Below are 26,730 nucleotides of genomic sequence, written 5' to 3' on the forward strand. Positions count from 1 at the left end.
TCAGACGTCGAATGTACGGTCACGTCGAATGCACTGTGGGGGTTGGATATGGATCGCCGGAAAATGCGAGCAGCAAGCTTAGCGGTGGGCGGCGTGATTCTTGCCGCCTTCGGATTGTCACTCGGTAGCGGAACAGCGTCAGCCGCGACGTTGGATTGTTCGGCGCGCGGGCAAGATCAGACGATCGTCGACGGGTCATCCGCATGCCGAGCGGTGGCAGATCCCTCCAGTTACGCGATTTCACACGTCGAGGGCGACGGTGTCGGCGTCGCGGATTCTCGAGACGGTGGCAGGTCGGCGGGCGTCGGACTCTTCGGCGGCGTTGCTGCGGCGGAGTCGCGCGGTGGGTTACTTGCCGCCGTCGCGTACGGCCCGGGTTCGCTCGCACTCGGTCGCACCGACTCCTCACCATTTGCCGTCGTGCTCAGCGGACCTGGCGGCAGAGCGGCAGTGGGTGACGCGGACGTCGGGGCGATCTGCTCAGGTGGTCCCACCCTTGTTTTCAATATCGCCACAGGTCAGGGATGTTTCAGCGACGGCACTTCGACGTGGGTCACCCCGTGAGGGCACCCCGGCCCTGAGCCTCTTGCGTGACAGTGGTCACAATGGTGTCAAGCTCCTGCCACCGATCGGGTGACCGGGCAACTTGATCAGCGGGGATCGGAGGACGCGATGACTCCCAGTGCACGACGGGGTTCACTCGCCCGGGTGGAGGTGCCTTCGCGCACCGAGCTGTACGTGGACCGGCGATTCCTTCCCTTGGCCGACCGCTTCTTCGCGATGTATCGCCAACCGCAACAAGGTGGCGGCGCTCTCGTCGTGTACCTGGGCGGTGAGAAAGTGCTCGACATCTGGGCCGGCAATGCCGATCGTGATCGGCGCTGGGACCACGACACGGTGTCGCTGTCGTTCTCGACCGGCAAAGGCGTCGCCAGCACCGTCGTTCACCGACTCGCCGAACGTGGGTTGATCGACTACGACGCCCCGGTTGCTCGGTACTGGCCTGAATTCGCGGCGGCCGGCAAGGACAAGATCACCGTCCGTGAACTGATGTCACATCGCGCGGGCCTTCACCGAGTTCGCGGCTTGATGCCGCATCCTCTCGACCTGATGGACTACGACGCGGTCGTTGCCGCCCTGGCTGCCGAGAAACCGGATCCGCGTCGGCTTCGAGGCCCCGGCTATCACGCTGTGACCTACGGCTGGTTGGTAGCCGAACTTGTGGCCAGGGTGTCCGGTCAGCCGTTCATCGACGTCGTACAAGCGGAGATAGCGAAGCCCCTCGGAGTCGACGAATTCTGGTACCGCGTACCCGAAACCGAGCGTCCACGGATCGCGAAGCTGTTCCCACATATCAACCCTGCCGGCTTGAACTGGGCCTTCGCGTCGACCGTGCTCTCACACGTCGGTCCGACTCGCGGACTCGCGGAGGCCGCGATGCCGGACGGTTTCGACGTCATGGTGCGCAACCCGGCTGTCCACGACGCCGTCATGCCGGGCTGGAACGGAGTGTTCAGCGCGCGTGCTCTCGCGAAGATGTACGGCGCCATCGCGAACGGCGGCGTGATCGACGGGAAGCGGTTCCTGAAGGAATCGACCATCGACCAGATGTCGACCATCCAGACTCGCAATCGGGATTACGTGCTGGCGGTGCGGCCCAACTGGACTCTCGGTTACCATCCGCCGATCATTGCCACGCGGCGGCAGCCGCGGAATGCGATAGGCCACTACGGAGTCGGCGGTTCAGGCGCGTATGCGGACCTGTCCAGCGGACTCTCGCTCGGTTTCACCACCAACAGGTTGGGTAGTGCTGTGACAGCTCTCGGTGATCTTCGCCTTGCGAGGCTCGGCGCCGAGGCGCAGGAGTTGGTTCGTCGAATCTGACACGAAGGGAATGCCATGAGCAGCAACGTGTACCGGGTGACCGAGATCGTCGGCTCGTCCACCGAGAGCAGTGACGCGGCAATTCGCACCGCCATCGCCCGGGCGAACGAGACGGTGCGCAACCTCGAATGGTTCGAGGTGGTGGAAACTCGCGGTCACATCGAGAACGGCGCCGTGGCGCATTTCCAGGTCACGTTGAAGGTCGGCTTCCGGCTCGACGGCGACGAATCTTGAGTCGTCGTTCATGAGTGTTGATCTCAGGGCGGCCGTCGGGTTCATGGCGGGACATGCCAGAACTCTCGATCGGCATCGACTGAATTTGATTCTCGGACAGGGTGACCGGACCGCGGCATTGGCGGCTGTGGACAGTTATCGCAACCCGGACGGTGGGTACGGCTGGGGACTCGAACCGGATCTTCGCTCGGCATCGAGCCAACCTGGCGGCGCGCTGCACGCCTTCGAAGCCTTTGCCGACATCGGAACGCCGACGCCCAGAGCCGTCGAACTGTGCGACTGGTTGCAGACCAATTCGCTGGCAGACGGCGGTTTGCCGTTCGCCTTCCCGATCGCCGACCCGGCCGGTTGTGCGCCCTTCTGGGTGGATGCGGATCCGTTGGCGCCGTCGTTGCAGATCACCAGCATCGTGTGTGCTGCAGCGGCTCGCGTTGCCGAATTCGACGAGGCCGTCGCCGAACATCCGTGGTTCGCCTCTGCCGTTCGATATTGCCTCGACGCGATCGACGGGGCGGATTCTCTGCATGCCCTCGAGCTGGCCTTTGCCTTGCAGTTTCTAGACGCGGTTCACCGGAACAGTCCCGAAGCGTCGTCGTTGGTGAGCACTCTTGGTTCGCGTGTCCCGGCTGACGGCTTGGTTCACGTGGACGGGGGAGCCGAGGGCGAATTCATGCGGCCCCTCGATTTCTCACCGCTTCCCGGCGGCCCGACCCGCGCGTTGTTCGACGCATCAGTGATCGAGTCCGAACTGTCTGCGCTCGCTGCGCGACAACATGGCGACGGCGGTTGGGCGGTGGATTTCGACAGCTATTCACCCGCCGCGGCGTTGGAATGGCGAGGTCACGCCACCGTGCAGGCGGTGTGGCTGCTGAAGCGCAATGGGGTGATCTGAAAACGATTCTCGCGCCAAATTGGAACACGTTATAGTCTGGGAACCAGTTCGAGCTTCGTGTTTCAGGGATAGGGGAATGTCATGGCGTATGTGATCACGCAGCCGTGCTGCAACGACGCCTCGTGTGTTGACGTGTGTCCGGTCAATTGCATTCACCCGACACCGGACGAAGCTCCGTTCGCGACCACCGAAATGCTCTACATCGATCCCGACACCTGCATCGATTGTGGTGCGTGTGTGGACGAATGCCCGGTCGAGGCGATCTTCCCGGACAACGAACTCGACGAGGACGACGCGCCGTACCTGCAGATGAACGCGTCGTACTTCGAGAAGCATCCGATGGGCCCGGATTGGCCCGAGCCGATCACGATGGCCAAGATCGATCCCGAACTGGGAACGCTGAAAGTGGCGATCGTCGGCTCCGGCCCGGCCGCCTGCTACGCGGCGATGGAACTGACCGGCAAGCCTCGCGTCGAGGTCGACATGTTCGATCGACTTCCCACTCCATACGGTTTGGTGCGCGCCGGCGTGGCGCCAGACCATCCCGGAACCAAGGGGGTCACCGATCAGTTCCGCGCCGTCGTCGCGAAGAAGACTGTGCGCTGCCACTTCAACGTCGAGGTGGGCACCCACATCTCGCATTCGGAACTCTTGGACCATCACCACGCAGTGATCTACGCGGTGGGCGCTGCCGGGGACCGCAAGCTCGAGATCCCGGGCGAGGATCTGCCGGGAAGTCACGCCGCCACCGAGTTCGTCGCCTGGTACAACGGCCACCCGGGATATGCCGATCGGACTTTCGATCTGTCCGGCGAGCGAGCGGTGATCGTCGGAAACGGCAACGTCGCACTCGACGTCGCACGCATCCTGGTGACCGACCCTGACCAGCTTGCGAAGACGGACCTCGCCGAGCACGCATTGGAAGCGCTGCGGAACAGCAAGATTCGTGAGGTGGTCATTCTCGGGCGTCGTGGGCCGGCGCAGGCCGCGTACACCAATCCCGAACTGTTGGCGCTCGGACAGATGGCGAACGTGGACGTAGTCGTCGACCCGATCGAAGCCGAACTCGACGAGGCCAGTCAGGCGTTCGTGGACAGCGATGCCGCCGAGCCGTCCGTCCTGCTCAAGGTCAAGCAGGCGCAGGAATTTGCTTCGCGTACCGCAGATCCTTCTCGCAAGCGGATCGTTCTCCGGTTCCTCACCTCTCCCGTCGAGATCCTCGGCGACGGTGCAGTCTCACAGGTGCGGATCGTGAAAAACGAATTGGTGGCAACGCCGACCGGTCAGCTCTCCGCCCGGCCTACCGAAACCGAGGAGACGATCGACACTTCACTGGTGCTTCGGTCGGTCGGATACCGCGGCACACCGATGGCCGACTTGCCCTTCGACGACGCTCGCGGCGTGATCCCCAACGAGAACGGCCGCGTGATCGACACCGACACCGGCACGCCGATCCCGGGTGTCTACGTCGCGGGTTGGATCAAGCGCGGACCGACCGGCGTAATCGGCACCAACAAGTACTGCTCCGCCGAGACCGTGTCGATGATCTTCGACGACTTCGCTGGTGGGCGCCTCGCCACGCCGACCGAGGACGCTGACAAGTTGCAGGTTCTGCTGGCAGATCGGTCGCCGGATCAGGTGGACTACCAAGGTTGGCAGCGGATCGACAAGGCAGAACGAGCATCCGGTGCCGCCGCCGGTAGACCGCGAACCAAACTCATCTCCATCGAATCGATGTTGGCGGCTGCTCGCAGCGAGGGATAGCAACGTTTGGGCGAACATCCGAATTGCTCGATTGCCGCATTTGTGTGTTAATGACTATGGAAATGTGCGGTTTGCTCTCTTTGGCGTGCTCGGGCGTGTAGGTGTGCGCCCGGCGGGCGCGTCCGGATGGTGCATCGGCATCGGTACCAGGCGGGTATCGATGCCGGCCGCGCAAAATCCACGTGAGTACGTGGTCATTCGAGCGAAGGTAGTGACATGGGCAGCAAACAGGGTCGTCGGACGTCACGGGTTGCCGTGGCAATCGTCGGAGCGGTGGCTGCCGGCCTGGCTCTCGCCGGACCTTCCGCGGCCGTTCCTCTCTTCCCCGGTGGGCCGGACATTCCGTTGCCCGTCATTCCCGGTGTTCCGTACCTCGATCCGGCGATTCCGGTTCCGGGCATCCCGGGTACACCGATTCAGGCTCCCATCGGCGCTCCCAACTTCTCCGCGCCGTCGCTCAACCCGTCCGCGGGTGAGACAGTCGGCATCGCGCAGCCGATCATCATTCGTTTCAACGAGGCAGTCGGCGACCGTGCCACGGCCGAGCGCGCGATTCGCGTGACCACCGATCCTCCGGTCGATGGCAGCTTCTACTGGATCAACGACAGCCAGGTCCGTTGGAAGCCGGCACAGTTCTGGCCGGCGAACATCTCCGTGACCGTCGACGCCGGTGATTCGCACTCCACGTTCAACATCGGTGACGCACTCGTCACCGTCGCGGACGACAACACCAAGCAGGTCACCGTCACCCGCAACGGTGAGGTCGTGCGCACCATGCCGACGTCGTTCGGCAAGCCGGGTCACGAAACACCGAACGGCACGTACATCGTCGGCGAGCAGCTGCGCGACATGTACATGGATTCGTCCACGTACGGCGTTCCGATCGATTCTCCCGAGGGTTACCGCACCTACGTCGAGTACGCGACACGAATTTCCTACAGTGGCATCTTCGTCCATGCCGCTCCGTGGTCGGTAGCGCAACAAGGTTTCACCAACGTCAGCCACGGCTGCCTCAATGTCAGCACCGAGGACGCCAAGTGGTTCTTCGAGAACGCAGGCAAGGGTGACCCGGTGATCGTGCAGAACACCGCAGGTGGAGTCCTCAGCGGCGCCGACGGATTGGGTGACTGGAACCGCTAGACATCGACGAGGAAGGCCCTGCGCGAGAAGTATTCGCGCAGGGCCTTTTTCGTGTCGCGTTCAGCTCTAGTGTCTTGTACGTTCACCGTTCATTCGTTGCGAGCGGTCAGACTGCCTCAGTGAGATCGAGTCCGGAAAGAACGCTGCCCACATCAGGCAAGCCAGGTCTGTGGGGCAGACCATGGCGTGATTACGCGCTCTTTGCGCTCTTGGTAGGTCCCAATCTCGCGTTGCTGATCTTGTTCACCTACCGCCCGCTGGTGGACAACATCCGACTTTCGTTCTTCGACTGGAACATTGCGGACCCGAAGGCGACGTTCATCGGGCTGAGCAATTACCGCGAGTGGTTCGGACGAAGCGACACCTGGCAGATCGTCACCAACACAGTGGTATTCACGTTGGTCACAGTGGTGGGTTCGATGGTCATCGGTTTGGCGTTGGCCATGCTGCTCGATCGCAAGCTCGTCGGGCGAAACCTGGTCCGGTCGGCGATCTTCGCGCCGTTCGTGATCTCCGGTGCAGCGATCGGTGTCGCGTTTCAGTTCGTCTTCGACCCCAACTTCGGTCTGATCCAGGATCTCCTGCACCGCGTCGGACTCCAATCGCCCGACTTCTATCAGGACCCCCACTGGGCGCTGTTCATGGTGACGGTGACATACATGTGGAAGAACCTCGGCTACACGTTTGTCATCTACCTCGCTGCGTTGCAAGGAGTTCGGCAAGAATTGAACGAAGCAGCCGAAATCGACGGCGCCAAGCCGTGGACCAAGTTCCGCCGGGTTCTCTTACCTCAGTTGCGCCCGACGACGTTCTTCCTCTCCATCACCGTCATGCTCAACTCGCTCCAGGTCTTCGACATCATCAACGTCATGACCCGTGGTGGCCCGCTGGGTACAGGGACGACGACGATGGTCTACCAGGTGTACAACGAGACATTCCGAAACTTCCGGGCGGGCTACGGCGCGACGGTTGCCACCATCATGTTCTTGATCCTGCTGATCATCACCGTCTACCAGGTTCGTGCCATGGATCGGGGAGAAGAGAAATGACAGCGGTAGAGGAAAAGAAAAGCGCTGCTCCGACTTCCGTCGTCCGGCCCGGGCCGGATCGCAAGAACGTGGACCGGCGTGAGGTCGGTGTGAAGATCCTCGGCTACGCGGCAATGGTGATCGCCTTGGTCATCATCGTCCTGCCGCTCTACTGGATCGTGATGACCTCGTTCAAGGAGCGTCCGGAGATCTACACGCAGCCTGCAACGTGGTGGCCGTCGTCGCTGCATCCCGAAAACTATTCCGAAGCAACGACATCGGTTCCGTTCTGGATGTTTCTGCGGAACTCGATAGTGATCACGACGATACTGTCCGCGGCGAAGTTCGTTCTGGGGACTCTCAGCGCCTATGGGCTGGTGTTCCTGCGCTTCCCGGGGAAGAACTTCGTCTTTCTCGGAATCATCGCCGCATTGATGGTTCCGAACCAGATCACCGTGATCTCGAACTACGCGCTCGTGGCAGAGTGGGGCTGGCGTAACACGTTCCAGGGCATCATAGTTCCGCTCGCGGGTGTAGCCTTCGGTACGTTCCTCATGCGCAACCATTTTCTCTCGATACCTTCGGAGATCATCGAGGCAGCGCGGATGGACGGCGCCGGCCACTGGCGGCTTCTCTGGCGCGTGGTGCTCCCCGTTTCCGGGCCCACGATGGTGGCGTTCGGCATCATCACGGTGGTCAACGAATGGAACGAGTACCTGTGGCCGTTCCTCATGTCCGACGATTCCTCGGTGGCGCCGCTGCCGATCGGATTGACACAACTGCAGAACAACGACGGACTCACCAACTGGGGTCCCGTCATGGCCGGAACGGTACTGACGATGCTACCGATCCTGGTGATTTTCCTTCTGCTGCAACGACACATGATCAAAGGCCTCACCTCCGGTGCGGTCAAGGGCTGACAGCTTTTCCCGTCACATTTCTTTCTCGAGGAGCAGTAATGGCAAACATGAACAGGCGCGGATTTCTGAGCCTCGGCGGTGCAATCGCCGCCGGCGCAGCACTGACCGCATGCGCGGGATCCGGTGGTTCCAGCGCTGATGCTGCGGGAACATCCGGTGCGTCGGGTGAGTCCAACACCATCACCTTCTGGTCGAACCACCCGGGTAAGTCCACCGATGTGGAGAAGGAACTGATCAACCGCTTCCAGACCAAGTACCCGGACTTGAAGGTCAACTTGGTGGACGGCGGCAAGAACTACGAAGAGGTGGCGCAGAAGTTCAACGCTGCCCTCTCCGGCGGAGATGTTCCCGATGTGGTTGTGCTGTCGGATGTCTGGTGGTTCAACTACGCACTTGCCGGGGCAATCGAGCCGCTCGACGGACTCTTCTCCGAGGTGGGCGTCGACTCGGCCGACTACGTCGATTCGTTGCTCGCCGACTACCTGTTCCAGGGCAAGCACTATGCGCTTCCCTACGCGAGGTCGACGCCGTTGTTCTACTACAACAAGGCGGTCTGGTCGCAGGCCGGACTTCCCGACCGTGGGCCTGCAACGTGGCAGGAGTTCGACGAGTGGGGACCTGAGCTGCAGAAGGTCGTGGGCAACGGCAAGTTGGCACACGGGTGGGGCAACGCGAAGGATTACCTCGGCTGGACCTACGAAGGCCCCATCTGGACCTTCGGCGGATCGTACTCCGACCAGTGGAATCTGCAGCTCGACAACGAGAAGACCATTGCCGCAGGGCAGTTCCTCTCCAGCATGATTCACGACAAGAAGTACGCCGCGGTCTCCACTGACATCGCAAACGAATTCGGTACGGGCATCCTGGCGTCGACCATCGCGTCGACGGGTGACCTGTCCGGCATCAAGAAGACTGCGAACTTCGACATCGGCACCGCTTTCCTCCCGGCAGTGGACGGAACTCCCGGTTGCCCCACCGGCGGCGCCGGGCTCGCCATCCCGTCCAAGATCTCCGATCAGCGTAAGAAGAACGCGCTCAAGTTCATCGACTTCATCACCAATGGTGAGAACACGGCGTACTTCTCGCAGAACGTCGGCTACATGCCGGTCCGCAAGTCGGCAACGTCGGAGCCGAGCATGAAGGCATTCCTCGACGCGAATCCGAACTCCCGTACCGCTGTGGATCAGCTTTCGCGTACGCGCTCGCAGGACTACGCACGCGTGTTCGTCCCGGGTGGCGATCAGATCATCGGCACCGGACTCGAGCAGATTGCTCTCCAGAAAGCCGACGTCGCATCGACATTCGCCGGCGTTGCCACCCAGTTGCAGCAGATCATCGACCGGCAGATCACCCCAAAGCTGCCGAAGTAGTAGGAGAGAACACTCATGGCCAACGTGCAATTCGCGGGAGTCACGCACCGCTACGAAGGAACCGATCGACCGGCAGTCGACCGTCTCGACCTCGACATCGCCGACGGTGAGTTCCTGGTACTCGTAGGACCTTCCGGTTGCGGTAAGTCCACCAGCCTGCGAATGCTCGCCGGTCTCGAATCCGCGTCGGACGGCCGGATCGAGATCGGCGGCACGGACGTCACGCATCTCGCGCCGCGAGCACGTGACGTCGCCATGGTGTTTCAGAGTTACGCGCTGTACCCGAACATGACCGTCGAGCAGAACATGGGTTTTGCGCTCCAGAACGCGGGAGTGGGAAAGTCCGAACGGCGCGAGCGGGTACTCGAGGCAGCACGGATGCTTGAACTCGAACCGCTGCTCGGACGTAAACCGGCCAAGCTGTCCGGTGGGCAACGTCAGCGAGTTGCCATGGGTAGGGCCATCGTTCGCCATCCCAAGGTGTTCTGCATGGATGAGCCGCTCAGCAATCTGGACGCCAAACTACGCGTGAGTACGCGGTCGCAGATCGCTGCCTTACAGCGTCGACTGGGCACCACGACGGTCTACGTCACCCACGATCAGGTCGAGGCGATGACGATGGGGGACCGGGTGGCGGTGATGCTGGACGGTCGTTTGCAGCAGGTGGCGAAGCCGCGGGAACTTTACGACAACCCCGTCAACACCTTTGTGGCCGCCTTCATCGGATCGCCCGGCATGAACCTGATCGAAGCGCCGGTCGAGGGTACCGTCGCAGTGCTCGGTGACCTGCGGATTCCGCTGCCCACCGGGGCGTCCGAGCGGGAGCGGGTCGTCGTGGGAGTGCGTCCCGAGTCGTGGGATCTGGTGGGAGCGTGGCGAAAGGGCTCGCTGGCCGTGGATGCCGACCTGCTTGAAGAGTTGGGCGCCGAATCGTTCGTCTATGCAAAGGGTGCCCCGGATTCGCAGTGGCAGAGCCGATCCGGCCGAATTGTCATTCGCGTCGATCGGAAGATGTCGGTGGCACCGGGGGAGTCGCTTCATCTGCTGCCCAAGGCCGGCGAGGTGTACTTCTTTTCCGCGGAGACCGGGGTACGTCTGTAGCGATACTGTGTGCGGCATGACCGTCGCACGTTCGCTCTTGCTGTTCGTACTCGCCGCGCTGCTCGAGATCGGGGGCGCGTGGTTGGTGTGGCAGGGAATTCGCGAGCACAAGGGCTGGATCTGGGTAGGGCTCGGCGTCATCTCGCTCGGTCTCTACGGTCTGGTCGCGACCATGCAACCCGATGCGAACTTCGGGCGCATCCTCGCCGCGTACGGCGGGATTTTCGTAGCGGGTTCACTGCTGTGGGCGGTGGTGATGGACGGATTCCGCCCGGATCGTTTCGACATCGCCGGTGCGCTGATCTGTCTGGTCGGCGTCGGGGTGATCATGTACGCCCGGTAGGGCCTTCGGCCCCGTGCGCGCTCAAGGAGTCCAGGGGGTCCTTAAGCGCGCACAGGGGCTTGCCCTTGCTACCAGATCTTCACACGCTTCTCCGGCTCCAAATACAGTGCGTCACCGGGCTTGACGTCGAACTCCTCGTGGAACGTGTCGAGGTTGCGGACGACGCCGTTGCACCGGAACTCCGGCGGCGAGTGCGGGTCGACGGCCAGACGGCGAAGCGCTTCGGCCTCACGGGCCTTCGTGCGCCATACCTGCGCCCACCCGAAGAACACGCGCTGCAGACCGGTGAGTCCGTCGATGACCGGAGGTTCGGTACCTTCGGTCGCGATCTTGTACGCCGCGATCGCGATCGACAGCCCGCCGAGATCGCCGATGTTCTCGCCGATCGTGAATTCACCGTTGACGTGGTGGCCCGGCAGTTCCTTGGGCTCGAACTCGTTGTACTGCTCGATGAGAGCCTTTGTGCGCTTGCCGAATTCGCTACGGTCCTCGTCGGTCCACCAGTCGACCATGTTGCCGTCGCCGTCGTACTTGGCGCCCTGATCGTCGAAGCCGTGCCCGATCTCGTGGCCGATGACGGCGCCGATGCCCCCGTAGTTGGCGGCATCGTCGGCTGCGGCGTCGAAGAACGGCGGCTGGAGAATGGCTGCGGGGAACACGATTTCGTTCATGCCCGGGTTGTAGTAGGCGTTGACGGTCTGCGGCGTCATGAACCACTCGTCACGGTCCACGGGGCCACCCAGCTTGGCCAGGTCACGGTCGTACTCGGCGGCGTATCCACGACGGTAGTTGCCCACCAGGTCGGTAGCCGAGATATCGAGACCGGCGTAGTCACGCCACTTGTCGGGGTAACCGATCTTCGGGGTGAACTTCTCGAGCTTGGCCAACGCGGCCTCACGAGTCTGCGGGCTCATCCACTCGAGGTCGGAGATGTTGCGACGGTACGCCTCCTGCAGGTTGGCGACCAGTTCCAGCATGCGGGTCTTCGCCTCAGCGGGGAAGTGACGGTCGACGTAGAGCTTGCCGACGGCCTCGCCGAGCAGATCTTGCACCAGGCTGACTCCGCGCTTCCAGCGCTCACGGTTCTCTTCGGTACCCGAGAGCGTGGTTCCGTAGAAAGCGAAGGTCTCGTCGACCAGCGCCGAATGCAGGTAGGGGGAGCGAGCGTGCAGCACCTTCCACGCCGCCCATGCCTTCCAGTCGTCGAGTGACTCCGACGCCCAGAGTGCGGTGAAGGTGTGCAGGAAATCGGGCTGACGGACCACGATCTCGGCGAACTTCTCCGAATCGGCGCCGAGACCGGACAGCCATGCCGCCCAGTCCAAACCGGGGTTCTGCTCGGTCAGTTCCTCGAAGCCCACGAGGTTGTAACTCAGATCTGCGTCACGACGCTTGACGACGTCCCAATGCCCGGCCGCGATCTTCTTCTCGAGTTCGAACACACGCTGGGCGTCGTAGCCGACGCCGGCGAGGGTGAACATCTTGTCGATGTGCGCGACGTACTTCTCGCGGATCTCCGCGTAGTTGTCCTCGCGGTAGTACGACTCGTCGGGCAGGCTGATTCCCGACTGGCTGAAGTGGATCAGGTACCGCTCGGAATTCTTGGCATCGGTGTCGACGTAATGCGAGATGGCACCGCCGACGCCGACGCGCTGGTGGCGTCCGATCACGGTGGCCAACGACGACCGGTCCGGCGCATCGGCGACGGCGTCCAGCTCGTCGTCGATGGGGCTGAGGCCCGCGGCCTCCACGGCGTCGGCGTCCATGAAGCTCGAGTACAGGTCGCCGATGCGCTGCGCATCGGTACCGGCGGCAGAGTTGGACTCCGCGGCTTCGGTGATGATGGTCTGTACGTCTTCTTCGGCCTTGTCGTAGAGCGTCCGGAATGCCCCGTCGACTGCGCGGTCTGCCGGAATCTCGTATTCGGCGAGCCATTTTCCGTTGACGTGGACGAACAGATCGTCCTGCGCCCGTGTGTCGCCGTCGAGGTGGGTGAGGTCGATGCCTGAGCGATGAGCCGTGGTCATTTCTCCATCCTTACACGATCATGACGAACTGCTCGGTGTGTGCGTGATCGCTCCACACCCCAGTTCATCTCTTGTGCTGGGCAACGTCGGTACCGCATGGCACGATCGAATACGTGACCAGCAGACCTGCCGCAGATCCGCACCTGCAGGACCTCGCGCGACTACGACGCGTGCGTGACCGTATCGACCGGGAGTACGCGCGGCCTCTGGACGTGGAGGCGCTCGCGCGGGGAGTGAACATGTCTGCGGGGCATCTCAGTCGCCAATTCCGTCAGGCGTACGGCGAACCGCCGTACGCATACCTGATGACCAGGCGAATCGAGCGCGCAATGGCGTTACTGCGCCGCGGAGACCTCAGTGTCACGGACGTCTGCTTCGAAGTCGGCTGCAGCTCTCTCGGCACTTTCAGCAGTAAGTTCACCGAATTGGTAGGGGTCCCGCCCAGCGTCTATCGGCGCGAGGCCGAACAGTCGACGGCCGGAATGCCGTCCTGTGTGTCCAAACAAGTCACCAGACCGATCAGGAATCGAGAAGCGCAGAACCCACAACCGCAATTAACGTGATCGCCATGGACATCACCATTCACTCGAGTTTCCTTCCGCAGGACGACCCTGACGCCGCCCTGAACTTCTACCGCGACACCCTCGGCTTCGAGGTGCGCAACGACGTCGGCTACGACGGGATGCGTTGGATCACGGTGGGGCCGCCCGGCCAGCCCGGCACCTCCATCGTGTTGCATCCGCCGGCCGTCGATCCCGGAATCACCGACGACGAGCGCCGCACCATCATCGAGATGATGGCCAAGGGCACGTACGGCGGACTTCTTCTGGCCACCAAAGATCTGGACGATACGTTCGAGCGGCTTCAGGCCGGCGACATCGACGTCGTCCAGGAACCGACCGAGCAGCCGTACGGCGTTCGCGATTGCGCCGTCCGCGACCCAGCGGGAAACCTGATCCGTATTCAAGAACTGCGCTGAGCCCGTCAACTGCGCTGAGCCCGTCAACTGCGCTGAGACCGTCGGCGATCGACTGACAGATGGAGACACGATGACTGCCCTGCACACTGCAGACAGCCACGATTTGATCCGCGTGCAAGGCGCGCGGGTGAACAATCTCGAAGACATCAGCGTCGAGATCCCGAAGCGGAGGCTGACGGTATTCACCGGCGTCTCCGGTTCGGGAAAGAGCTCGCTGGTGTTCAGTACGATCGCCGCGGAATCGCAGCGGATGATCAACGAGACCTACAGCGCTTTCGTTCAAGGATTCATGCCGACGCTCGCGCGGCCGGACGTCGATGTTCTCGACGGCCTGACCACCGCGATCATCGTCGATCAACAGCGGATGGGCGTCGACCCGCGCTCGACAGTCGGAACCGCCACCGACGCCAACGCGATGCTCCGCATCTTGTTCAGCCGTCTCGGAAAGCCTCACATCGGTTCGCCTCAGGCGTTTTCGTTCAACGTGGCCTCGATCTCCGGAGCAGGCGCGGTCACGATGGAACGCGGCGGACGTCAGACGAAAGAGCGTCGTAGCTTCAAGATCACCGGCGGCATGTGTCCGCGATGTGAGGGACGAGGGGCGGTCAACGATTTCGATCTGACCGCGTTGTACGACGACACCAAGTCGCTCAACGAGAGTGCGATCACGGTCCCCGGCTACAGCATGGAGGGTTGGTACGGCCGGATCTACCGCGGCTGCGGTTTCTTCGATCCCGACAAGCCGATCAAGAAGTACACCAAGAAGGAACTGAACGATCTGCTCTACAAAGAGCCGACCAAGATCAAGGTCGAAGGCATCAACCTGACGTACACGGGTCTGATTCCGCAGATTCAGAAGTCGTTCCTCGCCAAGGACGTCGACGCGATGCAGCCCCACATCCGGGCATTCGTCGAGCGGGCGATCACGTTCACCACCTGCCCCGAATGTGACGGGACGCGGCTGAGCGAGGGCGCGCGGTCGTCGAAGATCAAGGGCGTCAACATCGCCGACGCCTGCTCGATGCAGATCAGCGATCTCGCGGAATGGGTCAGCGGTCTGAAGGAACCATCGGTCGCGCCTTTGCTCACGACGCTCGGCGAAACGCTCGACTCCTTCGTGGAGATCGGACTCGGCTACCTCAGCCTCGACCGTCCGTCGGGAACGCTGTCCGGTGGTGAAGCTCAGCGCACCAAGATGATTCGTCACCTGGGTTCCTCGCTCACCGACATCACGTATGTATTCGACGAGCCCACTACCGGCCTGCATCCGCACGACATCGCGAGGATGAACGATCTTCTGCTGCGCCTGCGGGACAAGGGCAACACCGTGCTCGTTGTCGAGCACAAGCCGGAGACGATCGTGATCGCCGATCACATCGTCGACCTCGGGCCAGGCGCGGGTAGCGCCGGCGGAAACGTCTGCTTCGAGGGCACAGTCGAGGGCCTTCGTGCCAGCGATACGGTCACCGGGCGTCACTTCGACGACCGGGCCGCCCTCAAGGAGACCGTGCGGGAGTCCACCGGAGCAATCGAGATTCGTGGAGCGAACTCACACAACCTCCAAGATGTAGACGTCGACGTACCGCTCGGCGTACTGGTCGTGGTGACTGGTGTGGCCGGATCGGGTAAGAGTTCGCTGATCCACGGCTCGCTCGCGAAACGCGAAGACGTGGTGTCGGTCGATCAGAGTGCGATCCGCGGCTCGCGTCGGAGCAACCCGGCAACGTACACCGGGCTGCTCGATCCGATCCGCAAGGCATTCGCGAAGGCCAACGGCGTGAAGCCGGCGCTCTTCAGTGCCAACTCCGAAGGTGCCTGCCCGACGTGCAACGGCAACGGCGTCATCTACAGCGACCTGGCGATGATGGCCGGCGTTGCCACTCTCTGCGAGGAGTGCGAAGGCAAGCGCTTCCAGGCGGAAGTTCTCGAATACAAATTCGGTGGCAAGGACATCAACGAGGTTCTCACGATGTCGGTGGCCGAGGCCGAGGAGTTCTTCGGCGACGGTGAGGCGAAGACGCTCGCTGCGCACAAGATCCTCGTCCGACTGGTCGACGTGGGGCTCGGGTACCTCACGATCGGCCAGCCGTTGACGACGCTGTCGGGCGGTGAGCGTCAGCGCATCAAGCTGGCGACGCACCTCGGCGAGAAGGGTGGCGTGTACGTCCTCGACGAGCCGACCACCGGACTGCACCTGGCCGACGTCGAGCAGTTGCTCGGCCTGCTCGATCGACTCGTCGATTCCGGTAAGTCCGTCATCGTCATCGAGCACCACCAGGCCGTGATGGCGCACGCCGACTGGATCATCGACCTCGGCCCTGGAGCCGGTCACGACGGCGGTCGGATCGTCTTCGAAGGCACTCCCGAGGAGCTCGTCGCCGACGGCTCCACCCTCACCGGAAAGCATCTCGCGGCATACGTCGGCGGCTGACCTGGCTCCTACCTCAGGCGTCGATACCCAGGTTGATGACGGCGAGGTAGGAACCGTCCGACTGCTTCTCGACGGTCATGAGGCCGGTGTCGTCGTAGATACCGTCACTGGCGTTGTTCGTGTTGTTCTCACGACCGGTGTGCTCGCTGTACGGGGACTGCGAGTACACCTCGTCGAGAAGGGTCTCGTCGAAGAAGGTCTGCGACGTGAGGACCGTCTTCTTGTCGATGTGCACCTTGACGTGAATGTGGGTGGTGCGGCCCATGTACCAGCCGGGAAAGATCGTGGTGAACTGCGCGATGCCGTTTGCATCGGTGGTCTGGGCGCCGCGCAGGTAGGTGCCGTCGTCGGTGGTGGTGGCTTCGGTGTCGCCGACGCTGTACGAACCGTCGGAGGTCTCTCCGGAACCGCCCATGCCGCCGCCCATTCCTCCGGGTGCGCCTGACGGAGGTTCGCCCATTCCACCTCCGGGTGCACCTGACGGAGGTTCACCCATCCCGCCGGCCGGGGGAGTTCCGCCACCGCCGCCGCCGTTGGCGCTCAGCGAACCGGATTCGAAGCCGGAGTACACGCCGCCGGCGTCGCAGTGCCAGATCTCGACGACGGCGTTGGAGACCGCGCCGATGCTGCCGTCGACGTTGCACTGGCTGTTGTCCTGCACGCGCATTGCCACCTGCAGTGTGGTGCCCGGACGGTCTTCGCGGATGTCGCCGCGAATGGAGTCGACGTCGAACCAATAGGGGCCCTGTGTCTCTTCCTTGCTCATGACGCACTGCGGTGCTTTGGCCAGAAGTGCGGTGACGGCATCGCCGGACGTGGCCGCTGCGGAAGCGCCGGAAGTGGTTGTCGTCGATGCAGCCGCGGCCGAACTCGTCGTGGCGGTGCCACTGTTACCGGAACAGGCTGCGATGAGCCCGCCGAGACTGATGGTTCCGCCGAGAGCGAGGGCCCGTCGACGGCTCACGCGTAGCCTGCTCGCTTCGATGTCTCTGTTCACGCCGCTGTACCTCCATTGTGTGGGCTGTTGTCTCAATGGTGGACGGGCGACCTGGTGCGGAACTGGTTATCCGCTGTGAACTTGCTGGGAGAGCATCTGGATGCTCGAGGTGGCCCGTACGTAGACCTGTCCGCCGGCGTCGACGATGCGCGTTTCGATCAGCGCGAGCCTGCGCCCGGCACGAATCACGGAGGCCTCGGCGCGTAAGACCGGCCCGCCGATGTCGGGTGAGCGCAGGAAGTCGATCTTGTGGTCGAGGACGCGATAGTCCTGATCGGAGCTGGTCAGGGTCTGTGCTGCCAGTCCCGTAATGGCGTCGACTGCCGAGATGAGGACACCACCCTGCACGGCGCCCAGCGGGTTGGCCATCCAGGCGACGGGTGCGAACTCCCCGACGACGGAACCTGGCGTCACGTCGACGACAGCAAGATCGAGTAGCCCGGCGAGCGGTCCGCGTTCGAGTTTGCCGCCTCGGATACCTTCGACGACGTCGGACCCCGACAACCCACTCAGGTTGCTCGTTTTCTCCGGCGTCGGGACCGGTAGCGGCGCACCGTCCACGTAGTCGTCGATTCCGACGACGGGTGGACGCGAGACCACCATTGCGCGGCCGGCCATCACGGCCAGGAGGGTGCCGTTCTCGTCGCGAAGTTGACCGGACGCGAGCCCGACGCCGTCGTCGAGATGCACGAGCGTGCCGGTGGCGCCGACGTCTGCGAGAGCGGGAATGTCGGCGCCCGCGCTGACCGTGACCTGCGCGAGCACGGATTGATGGCCCGAGGTCAGCCCCGAGTACACCGCGCCGCCCATGGCACCGTCGATCATGACGCCGATGGAACCGAGCACCGTCTTGCCACGGTGATCGTGGAAGCGCGGGCCGACTGCCTGCGCGAAGGCCAAGTCGCCCGGCACGACCGATACGGCGCGCACACCCATCAAGGTGTTGAGGGGGTCAAGTTGCGTGACGGGTGCGGCGGAGTTGTCGATGCTCATCCGTCGAGTATCTCCAGCGCACCCAGTCCTGCCGAGACCGGGTCTCAACCACCGATACGTGAATGCATCTCCCAGACGAGGACTTCCGCCCCGGCGTCGGAGGTCAGTTGCTGCCCACCCGAATCGCTCAACCGGACGGCATCACCCTCGTACAGTGTGCCGACGCCCTCCATCTCGGCAGTGCCCTGCGCAACGAAGACGTGCAGGAACGGTGCGCTGGGAAGATTCACGGAGGTGCCGGGCAGAATCCGCGCGACGTGCATGGCGGCGTTCTTGTTGTTGATGCGAATCGCCGAATGATCCTTGTAGCGCTCCATTCCGGAGGCCACCGGGATCAGACCGCCGCGCAGCAGTTCGTCGTCGATCTCGAGTTGTTCGTAGCCGGGAGTCAGTCCACCTTCGTCGGGTACCACCCACATCTGGATGAAATGCACGGGGTCGGAATGCTGTTCGCCGCCAATACGCCACGAATCGTTCTTCTCACTGTGCATGATTCCGGTGCCGGCGCTCATGCGCTGGGCGAGGCCTGGATAGATGACGCCGGTGTGGCCGATGGAATCCTGGTGCACGAGCGAACCGCGAAGCACCCAGGTCACGATTTCCATGTCCTTGTGCGGATGGGTATCGAAACCGGTTCCCGCCAGTACGGTGTCGTCGTTGTTGACGAGCAGCAATCCGTGATGAGTGTTGTCCGGATCGTAATGCTGTCCGAACGAGAACGAATGTTTCGAATCCAGCCAGGAGACGCGGGATTTCAAGCGATCACCGGAGCGGTGCACATCGATGTGCGGTGTCGTCCGTGGGGCCTGTGCTCGACCAGATGCCATGGCTCCTCCTTCTGTGCCACCGGGATCCATCACTACCGGATCCACCACTACCGGCATCCACCCTACGACGAACCTGCTGTGTAGTCCGAACATTGGGCGTACTCGGTGGTGTCGTCAGTTCGTCGACGCGTGCATCTCCCACACGAGTATCTCCGCATCGTCGATTCCCTCGACTCGTTGACCGCCAGTGTCCTTGAGTCGCAACGAATCTCCTGGTCCCAGCAATCCGACTCCCTCGACGTCGACAGTGCCGCTGGCGATGAACCCGTGCACGTACGGCGCATCCGGAAGAGATACCGACCCGCCGGTCTCGAGGCGAGCAACATGTAGTGCCGCATGTTTGTTGTGCAGGCCGATGGCGCTGTGACCGCGATGCGCAGGCATCCCCGATGCCAGGGTGATCAGGCCACCGCCGTCGAGTTCGGAGTTGATGTCGAGTTCCTGATAGCTCGGGGTCACTCCGGATTCGTCCGGCGGTATCCACATCTGAACGACGTGAACGGGTTCGGTGACGCGTGAGCCGTCGGCCCGGAAGCGATCGTTGCGCTCGGAGTGCAGGATTCCGGTACCGGCGCTCATTCTCTGCGCGAGTCCGCGATGGATGACGCCGGAGTGCCCAGCGGAATCCTGGTGAACCAGAGATCCGCTGAGCACCCACGTCACGATCTCGGTATCGCGGTGCTGATGAGTGTCGAAACCGGAGCCGGCTTCGATGATGTCGTCGTTGTTCACCAACAGAAGTCCGTGCGCGTACGCGGCGTGATCGAAGTTTCCGGCGAAGGGGAAACTGTGACGCGCGGTGAGCCAGCCGTAGTTGAGGTGCGCACGTTCGGCTGCTCGTTGGACGACCACCGACGACATGTCAGCTCAGCTTTTCGTGTGCTGCCGGGATGGATCCGAGGCGTCCGGCCTGGAAGTCCTCGAAGGCCTGCATGACCTCGGACTTGGTGTTCATGACGAACGGCCCGGCCATCGCGATGGGCTCACGAATCGGTTTGCCACCGAGGATGAATACCTCGAGGGATTCGGTCCGCGAATCCTGGCGATCGGAAGCGGCGACGGTGATGGAGTCACCGCGTCCGAAGACAGCCGTCTGCCCTACTCGAATGGGTCGACGCTCGGCTCCGACCGTTCCTTCGCCGGCGAGCACGTAGACGATGGCGTTGAACTCGGGGTTCCAGGGCAGAGTCAGGCTCGCACCCGGGGCAATAGTGGTGTGGGAGAGCGCGATGGGTGTGTACGTCGATCCGGGTCCGGCGTGGCCGGCGATGTCTCCGGCGATGACGCGCACCAAGGCTCCGCCGTCCGGCGAGGAAAGCAGGGCCACCTTGTTGCCCGTGATGTCCTGGTACCGCGGAGATGCCATCTTGTTGTCGCGAGGCAGGTTGACCCACAGTTGGACGCCGTGGAACAGGCCGCCGCTGAGGACGAGGTGCTCCGGCGGAGTTTCGATGTGAAGGATGCCGCCACCCGCGGTCATCCACTGGGTGTCGCCGCCGCCGATTACACCGCCGCCACCGTTGGAGTCCTGGTGCTCCATGATGCCGTCGATCATGTAGGTGACGGTTTCGAAGCCGCGGTGCGGGTGCCACGGAGTGCCCTTGGGCTCTCCGGGTGCGTAGTTGACTTCGCCCATCTGGTCCATGTGGATGAACGGGTCGAGGGCGGAGAGGTCGATGCCGGCGAACGCGCGGTGGACGGGAAAGCCTTCACCTTCGTATCCGACCGGCGCGGTGGTGATGCTCTTGACGGGGCGGTCGACTGCTGCCTCTGCCGGCTCGTCGAGGCGGGGCAGGGCCAAGATGTTCTCGACTGTCACAGCAGGCATGTCGTACTCCTTGTATCCGTGAAGCTGATGTCAGGTAGTTGATTGTTCAACTATCTCATTCGGAGTCAACAAAGTCGAGCCCCGGGTATTCCCGGGGCTCGACTGGTGTTCGGATCAGCCTGTTGTCTGGATCAGCGCAACATGCTGCCGAGGGTTTTTGCCGCTGCCATGACCTCGGCGCCCAGGGCTGCTTGATCCTCGGAGTCGAACACGGAGATTCCGAGGCTGGAGATGGCGTCGCGGCGTCTGCCGGGGATGACTGCCGAGATTCCCAGGACGGACGGGATGACCTCCCCGACGGTCACTGCGTAACCCCGTGCGCGGGCCGCCGTCACTTCCTCTCGTTCCCCGCTCACCGGTGGGAGTGAGGCAAGAATGGAAAGCCCGGCGGAGCCGCGGTCGATCGGATCAACCTGCCCTGGATGAAACGCGACGTGAACCTTGGCGCTGCGCGGTTCGACCACCATCAGTGCGCGCACTTCGGTGTCGCTCTCGCGGACCACCAGGTGTGCTGTCGCCTCGGTGGCCTCGGCAAGTTCTTGAAGTATCGGGCGGGCCAGGGTTCGTAAATCCTGTTCCACCGGTTCGGCGAGGGTGACCAGTCCGGCGCCGAGAGTGACGCGCTTGAAGGAGTCTTTGCGGCACAGGTGATGAGCCTCGAGCGTGCGGATCAACCGATGTGCGACAGTCCGGTGGACTCCCACTCCGTCGGCAATGTCCGTGACTGACAAACCGTGCGGATAGGACGTCAGGAGTTCCAAGATCTCGAGTCCGTGGTGCAGCGTTTTCGACATGCTCGAGTCCACTTGAACTGCGCTTTTGCGCGGTCGGTGTTCCTCGCTCAGCTCTGACATCAAATCCCTTTCTTGACGTTTGTGAGGTATGCCACCTACGCTTTGAACATATCGCACAGTGTGTGCGATTATCGCACACTTTACGGAGCTGCACAACCTTCGGGTGGATGCAGCGCAGCGTGTTCGGAGAGAACCTTCATGAGCAACTATCGCGTCGTGGCAACGGAGGATGTTGTCGCAATCCAACAGCTGTACGGCCACCAGAGTCATTGCATAGACTCTGGGCGCCAGCAGGATTGGGCGCAGACATTCACGGCCAACGGTGAATTTCATTCACCCAGTTATCCGGAACCCGTGGTCGGTTTCGGCGACCTTGCAGCGTTTGCTGCTCGCTTTTACGCTGCTGCGGAAGCCGTCGACGAGGTGCATCGGCACGTTCTGACCAATCTCGTAGTCGAGGCGGTGGACGAGAGTGCTCTCGCAGTGCGCGGGTACCTGCAGATAGTTGCCACCGCTCGCGGCGGCGAATCGCGACTGGTGCGGATGACGACTGTCGATGACCGCGTGGTTCGGGTCGGTGAGGAATGGAAGATCGCCCGCCGCACCGTCTCCCGAGACGACGCACCTCGAGTGTCCGAACAAGGCTGAAGTACCGAAAAGTTTCTTGCACAACAATATTCAGTAGGAGAAGTACATCATGACCGAAAGCTCTGACCAGACGAACCCGGGCCGCACCGTTGTGACGCAGATGTCGGCGGTGTACCCGGAGTTGGCAGGCAAGGTCGCAGTGGTGACCGGCGCGGCTCAGGGTATGGGTGCGACCTTCGCCGAAGGGCTGGCAACACGCGGCGTACATGTCGTCGGTGCCGACATCAACGAAGAGCAGATGCTCGCCACGGCCGCACGAATCAATACGGACCTGGAATCGAATGCACTGGCGGACAAGCCGGGTCGCGTCGTCGGAGCTCGGGTCGACGTCACCAAGCCGGACGAGCACGAACTGCTTGCGCAGTTGGCGTTGAAGGAGTTCGGCCGGGTCGATTTCTGGATCAACAATGCGGGTATCTTCCCGTTCGCGCTGGCCGAGGAGATCACCCCGGAGCAGATCGGCGCAACGCTGAGTGTCAATGTCGAAGGAGTGCTCTACGGTGCTCAGGCAGCGGCACGCCACCTCGGTCCCGGCGGCGCCATCGTCAACATGTCCTCGGTATCTGCGCTGCGTGTGCGGAAGGGGAGAGGCGCTTACTGCACGTCGAAAGCTGCCGTCGCGCACCTCACGGAGTCTCTCGCAGTGGAGTTTGGGGACAAGGGTATTCGGGTCAACTCCATTGCGCCCGGCTACATCGACACGGCGATGACGAAGTGGGTTCAAGAAGATCCGATCGCGCTCGCGAACGCACTCGACGCGGTGCCGCTGCATCGTCTGGGCTCGCCCGAAGAGGTCTTCGGCCCGCTGCTGTTCCTGCTCTCGGACAGCGCGCGCTACGTCACCGGGCACAGCATTGCGGTGGACGGTGGTTCGCGGCATGTCTGAGTCCACGAAATATCCCGGCGTCGTTCTCGTTACCGGCGGTGCTGCCGGGATGGGAGCGCATCACGCGCGCACTCTCGCCGCGCGCGGTTCGCATGTCTGCATTGCCGATGTTTCGGATTCATCCGGCGTGGTCGACGACATTGTCTCCGCCGGCGGATCGGCGTCCGCTCATCTTCTAGACGTCACCGATGCCGAGGCCTGGGACCGGGTTGTCGACGAAATTCGCACCACCCGTGGGGAACTCGGGGGACTGGTTAACAACGCCGGCATCTCGCGTCGGCTCGAATTTATGGACACCCCGAACGACATCTGGGAACTGACCATGAAGATCAACCTCTTCGGTCCGTTCTACGGTATGAAGGCGGTGGCGCCGCTGATGCGCGAGAGTGGTGGCGGATCGATCGTCAACATCTCGTCCATCGCCGGTCAGATCGGATACTTCTCTCCGGCTTACTCGTCGAGTAAGTGGGGTTTGACCGGTCTGTCGAAGTCGGCCGCGGGCAACTTCGCGCAGTGGGGGATTCGCGTCAACTCTGTGCACCCGGGACTGGTCGGTACGGCGCTGCTCGGCGGCGCAAACGACTTCGTCGCCGCGTCACTGAAGTCGGTTCCCTTCGGACGCATGGGAACTCTCGACGAGATCACCGAAGCAGTGCTGTTCCTGCTCTCGAACAGTTCGACCTACACCACCGGTACGGAGCTCACCGTCGACGGCGGGTTGGTGTCGAACGGTCTTTACCACCGCATCATCGCGGAGACTGGAGAACTTTCATGACCGAGCACTGGGACGTCGTTGTCATCGGTGGCGGCGGAGCCGGTCTCGCCGCTGCGGTGTCGGCAGCTGAAGAAGGCGCATCCGTTCTGCTGTTCGAGTCCGAAACCGAACTCGGTGGATCCACTGCGCTTTCGGCCGGAATCTTCACGGCCGCCGGAACAAGCGTGCAGGCAGGCCTCGGAGTCGACGACTCGGCAGAGAAGTTCTTCCAGCACTACATGGACCTCAACCAGTGGATGCTCTCACCCGGATTGATTCGTGCGTTCTGCGAAAACGCCGGTCCGACACTGGAATGGCTCATCGGACTTGGCGTCGAAATTCCGGCGGCAATCTCGGGTAACGCTCACCAACCGGGACTCGCCCAGGCCGGCGTCGAGGACGTCTGGCGCGGCCATGTGCCCAAGGATCAGGGATACGGACTGATTCAGGTGCTGGACAAGGCTCGTCGTAAGCACGGGATCGAGGTCATCTTCGGAACACGGGTGCAGAAGCTGATCGAGGAAGACGGTCGGGTTGTCGGTGTTGTCGCCGACGACATCGAGGTACATGCGGGCGCCGTCGTTGTTGCTTCCGGTGGATTCGCGCAAGATCCGGGCTTGGTGGCGCGCCACTTCCCGGACGCGAACAAGGCCGGAGACGCCTTGTTCGTCGTCGCAGCCGAGGGGAGTCGCGGAGACCATCTTCGTTTTGCCGAAAACCTCGGTGCTTCCGTGGCGGGCGACGGCTGGGGTCTGATGCTGCCCACGGTCTACTTCCAGCGATTCCATCACTGGCAGGCCGGTTTTCCGCCGAAGTCGCGGATCTACGTCAACCAGGACGGCCGTCGATTCATGGACGAGGACAGCTCGTACGCCGTCTCGACCGGCATCATCGACCATCAGGGTGGATACGGTTGGATGATCTTCGACGAGAACGCTCGCGTGAATCTGGCTCCGGGATATGCGGATTGGAATCCCGAACGCATCGAGGAAGAAGTTGCCGCCGGTGGCACGATTCGCGCGGATACGATCGAAGACCTCGCAGTGGCTACGGGTGTTCCGGTTGCGACGTTGACGCAAACCCTGCGTCGATGGAACGACCAACTGCCCAGCGGTCACGACGACGACTTCCTCCGTCATCGCACGCTGCGAAACAAGGGTGCCGTCGGCAACCCGGATCCTATTGCGACAGCTCCGTTCTATGCCGCGAAAATCCTTCCGGCAGAGCTCGTATGCACGCATGCGGGAATGGAAATCAACACCGATGCGGCCGTGCTCGGCAGCACCGGAGTACCTATCGAGGGTCTGTACGCGGCCGGTGAGGCCGGCGCCGGAATCCTCGGACTGAGATACGTGGGCGGCGGCAATGCAGTTGCCAACGCTTTGACCATGGGCCGCGTAGCGGGACGTAATGCGGCGAATTACACCAGGACCAGCGCTGAGAGCGCACCGGTCCATTCCATCGCGCACTCCTGACGTCCGACGTCTGCGCGGCACCGAATCCAGTCAGTATCCAATCCAGGCAGGGAACAACATGTCAGAGAATGAGACCATGGCGAGAGCCGAATCCACCGAGGGCAGGAACGTGGCAACCGAACGACAGTCGACGACGAAGGTAATTCGCGCGGCCATCGTCGGTACCGTCGTCGAGTACTACGACTTCGGTATCTACGGATACATGGCCACGACAATCGCCGCGCTGTTCTTCGTTTCCCACGACCCGAACGCAGCACTGCTCGGTACCTTTGCAGCATTTGCCGTGGCCTTCTTTCTACGCGTGCCCGGCGGAATCTTCTTCGGCCACATCGGCGACAAGTACGGCCGCAAGAATGCTCTCTCCTGGACCATCCTTCTGATGGTTCTGGCGACAGCCGGAATGGGCCTGCTGCCGACCTACGCCACGTTGGGAGTGTGGGCCACGTCCATCCTCGTTCTGGCTCGTTGCCTGCAGGGCTTCGCGGCCGGCGGTGAACTCGGCGGCGCCAACGCGTTTGTCTCCGAGTCCGCTCCCAAGCGGTGGCGTGCGACGCAGACCTCGATGGTCAATACCGGCACCTACCTGGGTTCGCTGGCTGCTTCGCTCATGGCCCTCGGCCTGACGTCGGTATTCTCGCAAGAGCAGATCCTCGAATGGGCTTGGCGTATCCCGTTCCTGCTCAGCCTGCTGATCGGTGGCATCGGTATCTGGATCCGTAGCCAGATGGAAGACACTCCTCAGTTCGAGGAACTGCAGGACAAGGGTGAGACCAAGAAGCTTCCCATCCGTGAGCTGCTCAGTACCTCCGGCGGCAGCGTCGTCAAGATCATCCTGCTGGGCGCACTCATCACCGGCGGTTACTACATCGCCTCGGTGTATGCCGCGACGTACCTGCAGACCACCGGCGGTCACTCGTCGCGCGTCGCCTTCCTTTCCACTTCTCTTGCACTGGTTCTCGGCGTCATCACGTTGCCGATCTCGGGATACATGGCAGACAAGTACGGGCGTCGGCCGGTGCTGTTCGCCGGTAGTGCCGCCGCAGTGGTTCTCGGAATCCCGATGTTCATGATGATGGCCGGTTCTGGTATCTGGCAGGCGGTTGTCGGTCAGTCGGTGCTCTTCATCTGCGTTTCCGTTGTCAACGGTGCTTCGTACGTGACCTATGTCGAAATGCTGAAAGCATCTGTGCGGTACAGCGGTCTGGCCTTGGGTAACAACGTCACCAACATGTTCCTCGGTGGCACCGCGCCCTTCATCGCCACCTATCTCATCAGCTTGACCGGTAACTCTCTCGCCCCGGCCGGATACTTCGTGTTCTGTGCCGTGATCACCCTCGTCACGGTCTTCTTCATCAAGGAGACCAAGGGCGTTGAACTGCAGGTTGATTGATCACCTCGGGAGAACAGGAGACGGG

The 26,730-nt window shown here is 62.5% G+C and carries 26 protein-coding genes; 19 read left to right on the top strand and 7 right to left on the bottom strand.

Annotated elements, in window-relative coordinates; all coding sequences use genetic code 11:
• Positions 1–63 precede the first annotated feature (63 nt).
• The 11 genes from CPI83_RS05455 to CPI83_RS05505 all read left to right on the top strand — a co-directional run bounded on the left by CPI83_RS05455 (position 64) and on the right by CPI83_RS05505 (position 10,676).
• The gene (locus CPI83_RS05455; protein WP_097388128.1) at positions 64–564 is read left to right on the top strand and encodes a DUF6764 family protein; all 501 of its coding nucleotides are present in this window, start codon (positions 64–66) and stop codon (positions 562–564) included.
• Between the two features lie 108 nt (positions 565–672).
• A complete protein-coding gene (locus CPI83_RS05460; protein ID WP_097388129.1) occupies positions 673–1,884 on the top strand; it encodes a serine hydrolase domain-containing protein in 1,212 nt (403 codons plus the stop codon).
• Positions 1,885–1,899: 15 nt separating this feature from the next.
• Entirely contained in the window at positions 1,900–2,118 is a 219-nt protein-coding gene (locus tag CPI83_RS05465) for a dodecin (RefSeq protein WP_003939815.1), read from the top strand.
• 10 nt (positions 2,119–2,128) lie between these two features.
• Positions 2,129–3,010, top strand: coding sequence for a hypothetical protein (locus CPI83_RS05470; RefSeq protein ID WP_097386914.1), 882 nt, complete (start codon positions 2,129–2,131; stop codon positions 3,008–3,010).
• A gap of 81 nt (positions 3,011–3,091) precedes the next feature.
• On the top strand, positions 3,092–4,774 hold the full coding sequence (locus tag CPI83_RS05475; protein WP_097386915.1) for an FAD-dependent oxidoreductase: 1,683 nt from the start codon (positions 3,092–3,094) through the stop codon (positions 4,772–4,774).
• A gap of 216 nt (positions 4,775–4,990) precedes the next feature.
• Positions 4,991–5,914, top strand: coding sequence for a L,D-transpeptidase (locus tag CPI83_RS05480; RefSeq protein ID WP_019745219.1), 924 nt, complete (start codon positions 4,991–4,993; stop codon positions 5,912–5,914).
• A 74-nt stretch (positions 5,915–5,988) separates the two neighbouring features.
• Positions 5,989–6,963, top strand: a complete 975-nt coding sequence (locus CPI83_RS05485; RefSeq protein ID WP_037249638.1) for a sugar ABC transporter permease — start codon at positions 5,989–5,991, stop codon at positions 6,961–6,963.
• Positions 6,960–7,862 (top strand): carbohydrate ABC transporter permease, encoded by a 903-nt coding sequence (locus tag CPI83_RS05490; RefSeq protein ID WP_097386916.1) that lies wholly within the window; start codon positions 6,960–6,962, stop codon positions 7,860–7,862. The genes CPI83_RS05485 and CPI83_RS05490 overlap by 4 nt, the downstream gene beginning before the upstream one ends.
• 38 nt (positions 7,863–7,900) lie before the next feature.
• Positions 7,901–9,232 (top strand): ABC transporter substrate-binding protein, encoded by a 1,332-nt coding sequence (locus tag CPI83_RS05495; protein WP_097386917.1) that lies wholly within the window; start codon positions 7,901–7,903, stop codon positions 9,230–9,232.
• A gap of 15 nt (positions 9,233–9,247) precedes the next feature.
• Positions 9,248–10,333 carry a sn-glycerol-3-phosphate ABC transporter ATP-binding protein UgpC gene (ugpC, locus tag CPI83_RS05500; protein WP_019745216.1) on the top strand — a complete coding sequence of 362 codons (1,086 nt, stop codon included), beginning with the start codon at positions 9,248–9,250 and terminating at the stop codon, positions 10,331–10,333.
• 16 nt (positions 10,334–10,349) lie between these two features.
• Complete coding sequence (locus CPI83_RS05505; RefSeq protein WP_003940244.1) at positions 10,350–10,676, top strand: YnfA family protein; 327 nt, start codon at positions 10,350–10,352, stop codon at positions 10,674–10,676.
• Positions 10,677–10,744: 68 nt separating this feature from the next.
• Here CPI83_RS05505 and CPI83_RS05510 read toward each other — a convergent pair whose 3' ends face one another.
• Positions 10,745–12,703 (bottom strand): M13 family metallopeptidase, encoded by a 1,959-nt coding sequence (locus tag CPI83_RS05510; protein WP_019745215.1) that lies wholly within the window; start codon positions 12,701–12,703, stop codon positions 10,745–10,747.
• A 113-nt stretch (positions 12,704–12,816) separates the two neighbouring features.
• On the opposite strand from CPI83_RS05510, the gene CPI83_RS05515 reads away from it, so the two are divergent.
• The 3 genes from CPI83_RS05515 to CPI83_RS05525 all read left to right on the top strand — a co-directional run bounded on the left by CPI83_RS05515 (position 12,817) and on the right by CPI83_RS05525 (position 16,113).
• The gene (locus CPI83_RS05515; RefSeq protein WP_019745214.1) at positions 12,817–13,266 is read left to right on the top strand and encodes a helix-turn-helix transcriptional regulator; all 450 of its coding nucleotides are present in this window, start codon (positions 12,817–12,819) and stop codon (positions 13,264–13,266) included.
• Positions 13,267–13,271: 5 nt separating this feature from the next.
• Positions 13,272–13,682, top strand: a complete 411-nt coding sequence (locus CPI83_RS05520; RefSeq protein ID WP_020909044.1) for a VOC family protein — start codon at positions 13,272–13,274, stop codon at positions 13,680–13,682.
• Positions 13,683–13,752: 70 nt separating this feature from the next.
• Positions 13,753–16,113 (top strand): excinuclease ABC subunit UvrA, encoded by a 2,361-nt coding sequence (locus CPI83_RS05525; RefSeq protein WP_060938024.1) that lies wholly within the window; start codon positions 13,753–13,755, stop codon positions 16,111–16,113.
• 13 nt (positions 16,114–16,126) lie between these two features.
• On the opposite strand, the gene CPI83_RS05530 is transcribed toward CPI83_RS05525, so the two are convergent.
• The 6 genes from CPI83_RS05530 to CPI83_RS05555 form a co-directional block, all read right to left on the bottom strand.
• On the bottom strand, positions 16,127–17,110 hold the full coding sequence (locus CPI83_RS05530) for a protocatechuate dioxygenase (RefSeq protein ID WP_097386918.1): 984 nt from the start codon (positions 17,108–17,110) through the stop codon (positions 16,127–16,129).
• A gap of 66 nt (positions 17,111–17,176) precedes the next feature.
• Positions 17,177–18,103 (bottom strand): hotdog fold thioesterase, encoded by a 927-nt coding sequence (locus CPI83_RS05535; RefSeq protein WP_097386919.1) that lies wholly within the window; start codon positions 18,101–18,103, stop codon positions 17,177–17,179.
• Between the two features lie 44 nt (positions 18,104–18,147).
• Entirely contained in the window at positions 18,148–18,930 is a 783-nt protein-coding gene (locus CPI83_RS05540) for a pirin-like bicupin family protein (RefSeq protein WP_020970714.1), read from the bottom strand.
• A 114-nt stretch (positions 18,931–19,044) separates the two neighbouring features.
• A complete protein-coding gene (locus CPI83_RS05545) occupies positions 19,045–19,791 on the bottom strand; it encodes a pirin-like bicupin family protein (protein ID WP_020970713.1) in 747 nt (248 codons plus the stop codon).
• 1 nt (position 19,792) lies between these two features.
• Positions 19,793–20,758 (bottom strand): pirin family protein, encoded by a 966-nt coding sequence (locus CPI83_RS05550; protein WP_021332042.1) that lies wholly within the window; start codon positions 20,756–20,758, stop codon positions 19,793–19,795.
• Positions 20,759–20,889: 131 nt separating this feature from the next.
• On the bottom strand, positions 20,890–21,612 hold the full coding sequence (locus CPI83_RS05555) for a helix-turn-helix domain-containing protein (RefSeq protein WP_029256190.1): 723 nt from the start codon (positions 21,610–21,612) through the stop codon (positions 20,890–20,892).
• Between the two features lie 138 nt (positions 21,613–21,750).
• Here CPI83_RS05555 and CPI83_RS05560 point away from each other — a divergent pair, with 138 nt between their 5' ends.
• The 5 genes from CPI83_RS05560 to CPI83_RS05580 all read left to right on the top strand — a co-directional run bounded on the left by CPI83_RS05560 (position 21,751) and on the right by CPI83_RS05580 (position 26,705).
• Positions 21,751–22,200, top strand: coding sequence for a nuclear transport factor 2 family protein (locus CPI83_RS05560; protein ID WP_021345469.1), 450 nt, complete (start codon positions 21,751–21,753; stop codon positions 22,198–22,200).
• 49 nt (positions 22,201–22,249) lie between these two features.
• The gene (locus CPI83_RS05565) at positions 22,250–23,086 is read left to right on the top strand and encodes an SDR family oxidoreductase (protein ID WP_007731420.1); all 837 of its coding nucleotides are present in this window, start codon (positions 22,250–22,252) and stop codon (positions 23,084–23,086) included.
• Positions 23,079–23,861 carry an SDR family oxidoreductase gene (locus CPI83_RS05570; RefSeq protein ID WP_020909036.1) on the top strand — a complete coding sequence of 261 codons (783 nt, stop codon included), beginning with the start codon at positions 23,079–23,081 and terminating at the stop codon, positions 23,859–23,861. Before CPI83_RS05565 ends, CPI83_RS05570 begins: the two co-directional genes overlap by 8 nt.
• The gene (locus tag CPI83_RS05575; protein ID WP_020909035.1) at positions 23,858–25,315 is read left to right on the top strand and encodes an FAD-dependent oxidoreductase; all 1,458 of its coding nucleotides are present in this window, start codon (positions 23,858–23,860) and stop codon (positions 25,313–25,315) included. The genes CPI83_RS05570 and CPI83_RS05575 overlap by 4 nt, the downstream gene beginning before the upstream one ends.
• 76 nt (positions 25,316–25,391) lie before the next feature.
• Positions 25,392–26,705, top strand: a complete 1,314-nt coding sequence (locus tag CPI83_RS05580) for an MFS transporter (RefSeq protein ID WP_044480096.1) — start codon at positions 25,392–25,394, stop codon at positions 26,703–26,705.
• The last annotated feature ends 25 nt before the right edge of the window (positions 26,706–26,730 follow it).

The sequence above is a fragment of the Rhodococcus sp. H-CA8f genome, assembly GCF_002501585.1.
In the GTDB taxonomy this organism is placed as follows: Bacteria; Actinomycetota; Actinomycetes; order Mycobacteriales; family Mycobacteriaceae; genus Rhodococcus_F; species Rhodococcus_F erythropolis.